The sequence below is a fragment of the Chitinophaga sp. Cy-1792 genome, assembly GCF_011752935.1.
GTDB lineage: Bacteria > Bacteroidota > Bacteroidia > Chitinophagales > Chitinophagaceae > Chitinophaga.
Genome location: NZ_VWWO01000002.1, coordinates 571,615 through 583,946, shown reverse-complemented (window position 1 = coordinate 583,946; position 12,332 = coordinate 571,615). Strand labels below are relative to the sequence as shown.

The 12,332-nt window shown below is 46.4% G+C and carries 8 protein-coding genes; 1 reads left to right on the top strand and 7 read right to left on the bottom strand.

The annotated features are described in order from the left end of the window. Positions 1-176: 176 nt before the first annotated feature. The 7 genes from F3J22_RS16650 to F3J22_RS16620 all read right to left on the bottom strand — a co-directional run bounded on the left by F3J22_RS16650 (position 177) and on the right by F3J22_RS16620 (position 10,781). Complete coding sequence (locus F3J22_RS16650) at positions 177-1,382, bottom strand: TlpA disulfide reductase family protein (RefSeq protein WP_205195375.1); 1,206 nt, start codon at positions 1,380-1,382, stop codon at positions 177-179. Next, the gene (locus tag F3J22_RS16645) at positions 1,379-2,476 is read right to left on the bottom strand and encodes a TlpA disulfide reductase family protein (protein WP_167019079.1); all 1,098 of its coding nucleotides are present in this window, start codon (positions 2,474-2,476) and stop codon (positions 1,379-1,381) included. Before F3J22_RS16645 ends, F3J22_RS16650 begins: the two co-directional genes overlap by 4 nt. 24 nt (positions 2,477-2,500) lie before the next feature. Further along, entirely contained in the window at positions 2,501-3,907 is a 1,407-nt protein-coding gene (locus F3J22_RS16640; RefSeq protein WP_167019078.1) for a RagB/SusD family nutrient uptake outer membrane protein, read from the bottom strand. Between the two features lie 18 nt (positions 3,908-3,925). Further along, entirely contained in the window at positions 3,926-7,483 is a 3,558-nt protein-coding gene (locus tag F3J22_RS16635; protein ID WP_240155114.1) for a TonB-dependent receptor, read from the bottom strand. A gap of 207 nt (positions 7,484-7,690) precedes the next feature. Further along, positions 7,691-8,827, bottom strand: coding sequence for a FecR domain-containing protein (locus F3J22_RS16630; protein WP_167019077.1), 1,137 nt, complete (start codon positions 8,825-8,827; stop codon positions 7,691-7,693). A gap of 80 nt (positions 8,828-8,907) precedes the next feature. Continuing rightward, positions 8,908-9,468 carry an RNA polymerase sigma factor gene (locus F3J22_RS16625; protein WP_167019076.1) on the bottom strand — a complete coding sequence of 187 codons (561 nt, stop codon included), beginning with the start codon at positions 9,466-9,468 and terminating at the stop codon, positions 8,908-8,910. Positions 9,469-9,929: 461 nt separating this feature from the next. After that, positions 9,930-10,781, bottom strand: coding sequence for an AraC family transcriptional regulator (locus F3J22_RS16620; protein ID WP_167019075.1), 852 nt, complete (start codon positions 10,779-10,781; stop codon positions 9,930-9,932). Positions 10,782-10,907: 126 nt separating this feature from the next. Here F3J22_RS16620 and F3J22_RS16615 point away from each other — a divergent pair, with 126 nt between their 5' ends. After that, the gene (locus F3J22_RS16615) at positions 10,908-12,122 is read left to right on the top strand and encodes an MFS transporter (protein ID WP_167019074.1); all 1,215 of its coding nucleotides are present in this window, start codon (positions 10,908-10,910) and stop codon (positions 12,120-12,122) included. Positions 12,123-12,332 lie beyond the last annotated feature (210 nt).

Genomic DNA, 12,332 nt, shown 5'->3' with positions numbered 1-12,332 from the left:
GCGGAGCGGGAGATGTGTTTTGTTGTTTATTTTTTGTTTTAGGTGGATGATGATGTTATGTTTTGTATTTATTAAATCGGCGCCTTCGGCACCGATTTAATAAATACGGGGGAGCCGGCCTCACGGCCGGCTCCCCCCGGACCCCCATGTTTATTTAAGCGGAGAAATCCTTTTAATTAGATATTACCAAATATGGCGGCCAGTTTTTTGTCCATCGCCTCGTCATTTTCACCACCACCGCCATAGCGGCCGATGATCATACCATTGGGATCGATGAGGATTTTGGTAGGCAGGGAATGAATACCATAGTAATCACTGATATCCTCCGGGTTTGGCTTGTTGGCCATGCGTCTATCCATATCCAGTCCGCGTAACACATGTTTCCAGATACCGATACCATCCTGTGCCACCGCCTTTTTCCAGGCAGCATCATTTCTGTCATCGTCAGAGATACCGATGATCTCGAAGCCTTTGTCCTTGTATTTGGCATAGAGTGTTTTCAAATGCGGATTACTTTTCCGGCAAGGTACACACCAGCTGGCCCAGAAATCAACCAGCACATATTTACCTTTAAAGTCGGCCAGACTAAGATTTTCTCCATTGATATCCTTTTTCGCAAAAACATGTGCCTCACTTCCGGGAGAACCCATTTTGAGTCCATCCAGTTCTTTGCGGATCTGCTTTCCATCGTTGCTTTGCTGTAAAGCTGCCGGCATGGCCGCGTAATACTGTTCCCCTTCCTGCAAGGGAATACCGCTCACTCTCCAGCGAAGAATGGAAGCCGCTACATAAGAAGCCGGATGACTTTTAATAAAGTCCATATCAATTTTTTCCATCTGGTCATAATAAGGCTCCATCTGGTCCTTTACGGCGGTTACCTTACTTTTGAACGCTTCACGCTCTTCCTCCGTGGCCTTGGATTTATGCATGGCAATGAGTTGGCCGTTCAATTTGTTATACTGTGCAGAAAGTGGTTTCAGCTTCGCATTGACGTCTGCCCTCAATGCGTCCAGTTCTTCCTGCTCTTTCTGGGTGGCAGACCCTGTGAGCTTCGATTTGCTGATCGCTGTTTTATCTCCGGTCAGTGTCATTGTACCAGGTTCAATAAACAGTGTAGCACTGGCATCCGCCGACATCATCGCCTGTTGTTTATCATAGTACAAACGAGCCTGGGTGGGTTCTGACAGCTTACCTTTAAAGGTGAAGCGCCCATTTTTTACAGTAGTACTGTCTTGCGTATATGCATCACCGCTAGTCGCGTAGCTGAGGTAAATATATCCGCCGTTAAGCCCTTTGATATTGCCGTTGATGGTGAATGGGCTTTGTGCCATGGCAGCGGTGCCGAAAAATATAGCCGTTACCGTTAACAGATGAAATCTCATATGGTTGGTTTTTGATTGTTGAGAATAGCAGTGAGTGTATCATGTAATTTCTGCCCTCTGAGTTCCTTCGCAATAATTTTGCCATCCGGGTCTATGAGGAAAGAAAAAGGGATGCCCTGGATCCCGTACTGGCGGGCCACTTCATTGCGCCATCCTTTCAGGTCAGAGAGCTGTATCCATGGCATGCCGTCCTGTTTGATGGCAGCTTTCCACTTCGCTTCATTATCGTCGAGGGATACACCTACCACGATAAAGTTTTTATCTTTGAAAGTATTATAGGCTTTGAGTACGTTGGGGTTTTCTGCCCTGCATGGCCCGCACCAGCTGGCCCAGAAGTCGAGCAGTACGTATTTACCCTTGAGATCAGATAATTTTACCGGCTTACCATTTGTATCGTTCTGTGTGAAGTCGAGCATCGGTTGGCCGATGGCGCTGCGTTTCAGAATTTCTAGCCGTGATGCCAGCTGCTTGCCGGCATTGGTTTGCTGTGCGGCAGGGTCCAGTTGTTTATACAGACTATCCAATGGTGCGAACTCTCCCATTACCGCCATATCTGCCAGCATGCTCACGCTGATGGCACTTGCCGGATGTGTACGTATATACGTTACCGTGCGGTCGTGCCGTTGCAACCTCAAGCCATCCAGTTTAGCCTCCAGTGTAGCCTTGGCACTGTCATTACGTTGTGCTTCTTCATAAGTACCATATAAGGCATACTCCTGGTCGGTAATATCTTTTATTGATTTACGGAAGGCATTATACTCATCCTGCGCAGCAGCACCAGTTATAACAAGGTTATCTACGGAATCAATATTTCCTTTAATCTTCACTTCATCATTTCCCATGTATAATTCAATATAGCGGGTAGAAGTGCCGATATAGATTTTCTGTGTTTCGGGGAGCTCGCCTGTCCAGGTAAACTGCCCGTTTTTTACTGCAACAGTATCAGTATGTGCCGAATCTGCTACCGGCCGCATGATCTGAACGATGGTATCTTTTATACCCGCGATATCTGCGGTGATGCTGGCATGTTTGGTGACAGCAGGTTTACAGGCTGCAGCTGCCAGCAGCGAACATAATATGATTTGTTTTTTCATCAATGATAGATTTATATGTACAGGTTATTTCTGGTATCCTTTATTCTGGTCGCCGAACTGTGGATTTTGCAAAAACTCATTATGCGGCACCGGGAAGATGTATTGAATCTTATCGGTGATTGTCGGTTTGAGTTGCTGGACTGTGGGAAATGGCTGGCGTAATAATGCCATCCATTCCTGTCCGTCTTCACCGGTGAGACTTCTGGCTGTTTCATAATAAACCTGCAGCAGGAGATCATCGGTGGTGGTGGCGTTATCAATTACAGAAAAATCGGTAAGTCCTGCATGACGCATTACTTCCTTCACCATATTTTTCGCCGTTGTTATACTCCCACCGCTTCGGATGATGGCCTCTGCTCCCAGCAGGTATACCTCCGTAAGCCGGAATGCATAGGCAGTTTCAGAGACGGTAGTGGCTTTGGTTCCTTGCGGTATATATTTCAGAAAATAATAGGTGCCTGGCGCATAAGCATTAGCACTACCTATGATCCATGATTGTCGCGGATCGTTTTGATACAAATCTTTTAATTTCTGTTTGGCTACATATAAGGCAGAGGCACCGGGATAATACTGGGAGCTGAGGTTATAGTAGTAGGCAGATTGATTCTGCTGTGGCTGAATACCAAGTATGACCTCTTTACTTGCCAGGCCTTTCAGATAGAAGATATCCTTTACATTCGGCTCCAGCGCATAAGGGCTGTTGGCGATAATATCAGTGGCTAGTGATGCAGCGCCGGCATTATCTCCGTAGGCCATGAGTATACGTATTTTCAGCGCCATGGCTGCCCATTTGGTGACATAATAATCAGGATTGGTGGTAGCTGCATTATCTACCGCGAAGTTGACATCTCCCAAAATCTGGTCATAACTTTCCTGAACGGTGCTACGTTTTTTGGAAATATTACTGAGTGTAATGAAATCCGTTCGCAGGAGAATTCCATAGGTGCTGGATTTATCCCACCATTCTCCATACAGGCTCAGTAAACGAAAATGTCCGTAGGCACGCAGGAAACGGGCTTCTGCCAGTATTCCGTTTTTTCGGTTATCTGTAAATGCCTTATCGTTTAAAGCGCTTACGCCTTCTATTACACCGTTGGCGGCATTTATCAGCTGATAGGCGCTTGTCCAGGGGCCGCTACCATACGATGAATTTGCGTTGTCATTATCTTCTGCAGGATCTGCGCCATATCCATATCCCATGTACCCTGCGCACATAGCGGGCAGCAATTCATTATCACGCCATTTGGTGGTGTTTGAGCTGGCATCAATATTCGCAAAGCGATAGTATACACCATTCAGTGCAATCTCAGAAGTACGCTGATCAAGGATGGTGTTACCGTCTACCCTGGCATTTTCCGGCAGCTTGCCCAGTTCCTTATTACAGGCGGCTGTGGTCAGCAGTAAAAAATATAATAAAACTGATTTCTTCATAATCTGACTATTTATTTTTTAAAAACCAATCCTGAGTCCAACTGTATATTGCTTCACGGTAGGATAGGTACCTACATCACTACTGCCATTGATAAGACTATAAGGATTATTGCTTACCTCAGGATCGGGGCCCGGGTATTTAGTAATGCAGAATAAATTAGTGGCTGACACGTAGGCAGACGCCTGTTGCATGTGCATGCGACGTACTATTGCTGCGGGTACATTATAGGTAAGTGTGATAGATTTCAGTTTCAGATAGGAAGCATCATATACGTTATTGCTGGCAGTATAAGCGACACTGTTCTGTCCCTGAATGAGCCGGGGCCTGTTACTATTCGGATTTTCAGCTGAATAGTGGTCGAGGATACGCACGCCTTTGTTGGCGCGGTTGCCTACGTATTCATTCTGGATATCTGCCAGGTATAGTATATCACCGCCATAGGAGAAGGTGAACAGGGTAATCAGGTTGAAGTTTTTCCAGGTAAAGGTATTGGTGAAGCCACCGAAGAACTTAGGCTGAGCATGTCCGATAACATCTTCCGCGAAATAGCCGGTGCTATCCAGTTTATACATGGGGTCACCGATATTGAGATAGGGAGCGAACCACTGCGCATAGGTGAAAGCCTTTTTATAGGCATCCAGTTCTTTCTGTGTTCGGATAATGCCGGCAAACTGCCTGCCATAGATCAGGCCCAGCGGTTCATTTTTGCGTACGATGCTGTTGCCCAGGTAATATTGTGCAGTGGCGGGGTCGCCGTTCGGATCAGTAAAATCCGTGGAGATATCTTTTACCAGGGAGCGGTTGCCGGAAATATTCAGGGCACTGTTCCACTGGAAGTTCTTACTACGGATAATGTCTCCGCGGAGATCCAGTTCCAGTCCGCGGTTGCGGATGGTGGCCAGATTAGTAATAACAGTAGCGTAGGAAGAACTAGGTGCCAGGCTGGTAGTGAGCAATAAGCCGGTAGTAGTTTTCTCGTAGTAACCCAGTGCACCTCTCAGCCTGTTTTTAAAGAAGGCGAAGTCCAGTCCGAGGTCTTTTTGCAAGGTATTCTCCCATTTAATTTTTTCGTTTCCTAATTGCGTAGGTACGAGGGCGTTACTGCCGGCATAGGAAGCAGGTGTATACAGTGTGTAGAACATGTAATCGCCGAAATTCTGCGTACCGGTATATCCTGTACTGGCGCGAAGTTTCAGCTCATTGACCCAGCTGACTGTTTTCAGGAAATTTTCGTCGGAGATACGCCAGGCGACGCCACCGGAAGGGAAATATCCCACGCGGTTGCTGGCCGGGAATTTGGAAGAAGCATCCGAGCGGCCGGTAAAGGTGAACAGGTATTTATCATACAGTGCGTAGTTGGCACGCAGGTAAAAACTGAGCAGGCTGTTTTGTCCGGAGGTGCCGGTAGCAGGTAAGGTAACTGCAGCCGAAGAGAGGTTGTTGAGGTATTTATCATCCGGGAAACCCTGGCCGCTGGCGGAGAAGGAGTTAAAGCGGTATTTCTGCCAGGAAGTACCACCTACTATATTGAGGCGGTGATGGTCATTAAATTGTTTTTCCCAGGTGAGGGTATTTTCATAGAAGAGATTGACATCATCCGACTGTGCCTGTGAAGCGGTACCGCCGTTGGAACTGCCTACACCATTTGAAGAGGCGATGACGGCAGTACTTGGCACGTAGTTATCCTGGTGGTAGTTGTTATAGTTAACAGAAAGGCTGCTTCTGAATTTCAGCTGGGGTAACACATCATACTCCAGCGATAAGGAACCGAGCAAAAAGGCCGTTTTAGCCTCATTTCTGCCATCCAGCAGCACTAAAGGGTTCTGATACCCCTCATAGTCTGAGCCGCCGATATTTGAGGCCAGAAAGCGGTATTTCGACCCATCGGCATTATAGGCTGGCAATGTTGGTGGTGCGTACAACGCCTGTGCATACATACCATTGGTGATATTATTTTTGGTAAAGCCATAGTCGAGGTTGGTCAGCACCCTGAATTTGCTGGTGATTTCATTATCGAGGCTGATCTTTCCAGAGATGCGGCTGAAATCAGTACCTTTTACGGTACCAGACTGTTTGGTATAGGCGAGGGATGTATAGTAGCGGGAGCCTTCACCACCGCCCCTTACAGAGATATCAGCGTTCTGCAGCACGCCGGTCTGGAGGATGAGGTCCAGCCAGTCGGTATTGGCGGTACCGAGAAAAGAGGGGTCTGTCAGTATGCTGGTTGCAGCCGCGTTTGGCGCTAATCCTGCTGCGGCGCGTTCATCATTGAGGTTTTTCGCAGCCTCTTTCATGATCATCCTGTATTGATCAGCGTTCAGGAGTTTTTCCTTTACAGGCTTGCTGAAACCTGCGTAGTAATTAGCTTCCAGCACGGGTTTCTGGTTCTTTTTACCTTTTTTGGTGGTGATGATAATAACACCATTCGCTGCTTTAGAACCATAGATAGCGGTAGCAGAAGCATCTTTGAGTATGTCGATCGATTCGATATCACTGATATTGAGTCCTGCGAGGCTATTCAGGCCGCGGGAGAAGGAACCGCCAACAGAAGAGTTGGGGTCGTCACTACCGAAGCGCTCTACCGGGTTTACCACTTCTGCCTGGTTCTGGATATACCTGTTCTGGATTGTTACCTGTACGCCGTCGATGATGTATAACGGATCGTTGCCGCCTATCAGTGAGGTACCGCCGCGGATGCGTATTTTGGCTACACCACCCGGGGAACCATCTGCCTGCGTCACCTGCACACCGGCAGCCTTACCGGCAAGTGCCTGATCGAGGCTGGCATAGGGCACATCTTTCATTTCATTGGGGTCTACAGATGCAACCGAACCTGTGAGGTCTTTTCGTTTAGTGCTGCCATAGCCCACCACCACATATTGATCCAGTTCACCGGCTTTTGATTTTAAAGAGATATTTACGGTATTGCTGCTATTAACATTTACTGTCTGTGATTCGAAACCTATACTGGAAACCATGAGTACACATCCCGGGCCGGCTTCCCTTATCAGGAAACGGCCGTCTTTATCAGTGATGGCAGCTTTGCGGCTACCTTTCACCTGAATGGAGATACCCGGTAGTGGTTGTCCTTTCTCGTCTGTGATACGGCCGCTGACATCCGGGAGTACTACGGTAGTTCCATTAGCTGCCTGCGGTTCCGGCGATTTAATCGGTTGTATCCTGGAGATGGCCACGGTGTTGCCTTCTATCACAAACTGCAATGGACGGGTAAGCACCTGTTGCAATGCATCTTTTACCGGCACGCCGGAGAGCTGTAATGTAACGGGCGGAATACTCCGCAGATCTTCTGTGCGATAGAAAAACACATACCCTGTCTGCTCTTTGATGATGGTGAGCACATTGGGAATGGGCATGTTTTTACAGGAAAGGGTTACCTGCTGTGACACGCCGGTAGCACTGAGGTGCAAGGCAAAAACAGTCAGCAGGATCGTTGTGAGCTTCATGATCTTCCGGATTTTGGTTGCCTGCGCACGGTACTGGTGGTTGGCTGGACAACGGGCGGGCAGTGACTGCCGGGCGCGCAAAACCCCGTTGCAATAATCGACTAATTGCATACATTTGTACGGTTTGGTTGATGATCCTCTTTCTTCCCATTTTCCCGGAAGAAGAGCTTTACTGAATGATTAACTGAACACTAGCCTGGTGTGGACGGCAAATCTTAACACCAGGTTTTTTATTGGACAAATAACACCCCTTCCGGCGGATCGCTGATCCACCAGTATGATAGCTGGTATTGTATACTAAGGCTTTAAGTGAACCTCTTAATTAGGTGTTACGGTTATACTTCTACCCTCATCTGTAATACTCATATGAATCCGTGTTGTTCTCATCAGTCCGGCAACTTGTTCTAAAGTCAGTGACCTGGACATTTCCCCTGTGAATACACCATCTGGCATACCTCCTTTATAAATAATTTCTACATTATACCATCTTGCCAGTTCGCGTAATACGGAGGCAGCATCTGCATCTTTAAATGCAAACAGTCCATTCTTCCAGGCAACAGTAGCGAAAATATCTGCCGGCTTTATCACCTGTAGGTTATTGGCGGATACTACTGCCTGCTGACCTGGCAGCAGATGTTGCATGTCGGTTTTACCTTTTACCAACACAGCTCCCTGTAACAGGGTTGTCTTTGTATTTTGTTCATCTTCATAAGCATTGATATTAAAACTTGTTCCAAGTACTAAAACATCGGTATTGCCGGCAGTAACTGTAAAAGGCTTGTCTGCCACGGCAGCCACTTCGAAGTAGGCTTCTCCGGTAATCGTCACCTTACGTTCCTTGCCGCTGAAAGTGGTAGGGTACGTGATGGAAGAGGCAGCGTTGAGCCATACACTGGTACCATCAGGGAGTATCAGTCTGAACTGACCACCCTTAGGGGTTTTCAGCGTATTATAATGCACGGCGGCATCTGCATTTCCACGTTGCTGATACGACAAGGTGGAAGCTGACTTCGACACCACTGCCTGTCCCTGCTGCGACAACACACCATCCTGTGTACTGTCGAGTGTTACGAAAGAACCATCTTCCAGTATCAGTACCGGATTTTTACCTGCGGCAATAGTTGCCACCGCTCTTTTATCCCCGATAGCAGCATGCTTCCTCCAGGCCCATCCACCGGCTATTACACCCACCATCACCGCTGCTGCAGCTATCTTTATTACCCGCCCGGACAACGAACGAACTTTTGGTCTGCCGGTGCCTGTGACGGTATGCAAGCGTTGCAGCATTCGTGCTTCCAGCGCTGCTTCATCTTCTTCCGGCATTGCCTCCAGGATAGCGGTCAATTCCCCCTCACTGTAGGCGTTGTACCATTGCAGCAAAGCGGCTTTCTCGGCATCACTGGCTGTTCCGGAAAGGTATTTCCGGGACAGCATAACTAGTTCATTAGTTTCCATACGTGCGGATAACTTTTACAGGTGTTAATAATATAGTACAGAAAGAAGCAGGCATCCCTACCTTCAGTCAAAAAAAAATTTCAGGGAAGAATAGAAAATAAGTGCAGGTAGTGGCGCAGCTGGATGCGAAGCCGCTGTAAGGCTTTGGTGATATGCTTTTCCACTGCTTTCTCAGAGATCTGTAATTCGCGGGCAATCTCTTTATTAGACAACCCTTTATTTCTGCTGTAGTCAAATACAAGCCGGCATTTTTCGGGCAGCAACTGCAACTGTTCTTCCATAGACTGCTGCAGAAACCGCACTGCGGCTGCATCATCATCATATTTCAGCCATGTCTCAGGAACGTCTGCCGTATCAACAGATAATTTCATTTTTGCCAGCTGGCGGATAGCGGCATAGCGCGTGGCTACAGCGAGATAGGCTTCCGGCACTTCAATGATGGTGTGGTTCCGGCGCTGCCAGAGTCCTGAAAATACTTCCTGCACCACATCTTCCGCCATCTGCCTTGAACCCAGACGGTGCAGGGCAAGCGTAAAAAGACGCTTCCAATAACGGTGATAGATCTCCGTAAATGCGCGGTCATCATCCTGCTTCATAAGCTGAACCAGGTCACTATCGCTGTATTGACTGTAGGCAGACATCAGGTATAATCTGATTTTTCAATTCTTACTTAATGATAACACGCTGGTTGGGACGTGACTATTGTTCTTGCAGACTAATATACAAACTTTATTAGGTTTTGTATAGGGAGATAAAAAATTGATGTAATGGGAGATTGATGTATGATTTTTATTTTTTGAGTTTTGGGAGATTTTTTTTATTCTTTTAAAATCGGCGCCTTCGGCACCGATTTTAAAAGAATGGGGAGCCGCCCGCCTGACGGCGGGCGGCTCCCCAAACCCCTGATTATTTGCGAACGGCGTATTATTTGTTTGACGGCGAGAGGATCCTCCACCCAGGATAATTTGCGCAGGGTGTATTATCCGACGACGAAAGCCGGAGCCCGGAACTACGGAGAATTTGCGAACAGTGTAATATTTGTATGGCGACGAGAGGATCCACCACCATTTACTTGTGAAGAAGGTATCCCGAACTACAGCGTTTATGCAACCCGGGCATTCATAAAATGCTCCCGGAAGGCCTTTGGACTCATACCTTTTTGCTGCCGGAAAAATTTATTAAAATGACTTTGGTCCGTAAAACCAAGTTCAGCCACGATTTCATTGATGCGCTTATCACTATGCTTTAAGCGGTACTCCACCAACGAAAGTTTATAATTGGTGATATACGACTGCAGCGTTTCACCGCTATGCTTTTTAAAATAACGTCCCAGATAATTTTCAGAGATACCAAAATGCCTGCAGATGTTTTCTGTACGCACCAACTCCGGCTCGTAAATATTTGCCTGGATATAGTTTAAAATAGCAACGATTTTTTCATCCGTATTTTCGCTGATCTGTTGAGGCAGGTACTTCGCGATGTTTCTGGCCACTACAACAATTAAGGTATTTACCAACTGCTGCGTAATCTCCTTATCGTACAAATCCCTATTCGCGACTTCCCTGACCAAAGCCTCTATCAATGGACGTACCAGGTTCTTATCCGACTGGTTCTTCAAAATACAGCCAGGTTTATGATTCGCATTCTGTAAAATAAACTCCAATCGCTGGATATTTTCCGATTGCAGCGCCTTTGACTTAATATAAATATCATTGAACCTGAGCAGAAAAAACTCAGTGGCTGTATCTACATCAAAAGAATGATAATCCTGCGGTGTAATCAGAAACATCTGCCCGGATTTATAATCCAGTGTATACTCATTAATATGTTGTTTGCCCGTTCCGGAAAGAATATACACCAACTCAAAAAATGAATGCTGATGCTCCAGTTTGGTGCACTCGTGAGAGATCTTACATACAATCTCAAAAGGTTCGTACAGATTTTCCCTTTTCATTGTTTTCAATTGATTTCTAAGGTAGTGACAACTACCCTGTCCGTAAATATACCAAATTATGGTAAGTATTTACCAATAAACAAATGTTTTTATGTAGAATTTTGCCTTAGTAAATTATTGGTAACGATGAGACAACTAAAGAAAGAAAATAGAAAAATAAGCACCGTACTGGCGTTTGCGTTAGTTCCCCTGTCAGGATTTGCCATGGATGTTTACATTCCATCCTTCCCACAAATGGCCAGAGACTTAGGGGCGTCTGTCCTGGATATTAAGTTAACCCTGACTATTTACCTGATCAGCTACGGTATTTCACAACTATTTGTAGGTAGCATCCTGGATAGCTTCGGACGCTATAAAATCAACCTGATCTCCCTGGTAATATTTGTTGTTAGCAGTCTGAGTATTGTAGCCACCAAAAATATTGGTCTGATATTTCTGTTCAGGTTTATCCAGGGCATAGCCATATCATTTATAGTAGTGAGTAAAAGGGCTTTCCTGGTAGATGTATATACGGGAGAGAAAAGAAAGCACTATACCAGTATGCTTACCATCATCTGGGCAATAGGACCTATAGTGGCGCCTTTCCTGGGAGGCTACCTGCAAAGTGGTTTTGGCTGGAGTGCTAATTTTTACTTCCTGGCATGCTACGGCATAGCGCTGCTGCTGTTGGAACTACGGTTTAGTGGTGAAACAATTAAGACCAAACACCCGTTTCACCTGAAAAGTATTGCAGGGGTTTATGAGAAATTGCTGTCTACCAAATCTTTTAGTCTGGGTATATTGGTATTGGGACTGAGCTATAGCATGGTAATGGTTTTTGCGATGAGTATTCCTTTCATCATTGAACAACATTTTCACCTGACGCCCGTTGTATCAGGCTACTGTGCGCTGGCCTCCGGTCTCTCACTCTTCATGGGCGGACTGCTGAGCAAATATCTTATCGACAAACCATTCTTCAAAAAAGTACAAATTGCGAATACAACACAGCTCATCATCGCAGGAACGATGTTAGTAACAGCAGGAGTATTTCATGCGTTGTTACCCATTATTGTATTTGTAATGCTGATCCACTTCTGTCACGGATTTACCTATAATATTTTCTTTACTTCCGCCATCACCAGCTTTCCAGAATATGCGGCAACAGCTAGCGGCTTAGCGAGTGGTGGGTCCTACCTGACGTTCTCTGTGGCGAGTTATGCGATTGTGAATTCAATCAATATCACTGATCAGCAGACGCTTTCTTATTCTTATCTGATATTGCTTGCGCTGATTGCTGTGGTGATAATTATGATTAAGAAATTTGCGGATAAAACTGTTGTTAAACAGGCGTTGATAGCTTGATATATTTTCAAAGGATCGTGCGCCTTCGGCGCACGATCCTTTGAAAGCGGGGTCCAGCCCGCCTGACGGCAGGCTGGACCCCGAACCCCAGGGAATAGCGAATGCCTTGTACACACGATCTAAATAGAACGGAGCACTCCACGCCTGATGCTGGTATACAAACCCAGGGAATAGCGAATGCCTTACATACACGTCCTAAACAGAACGGGG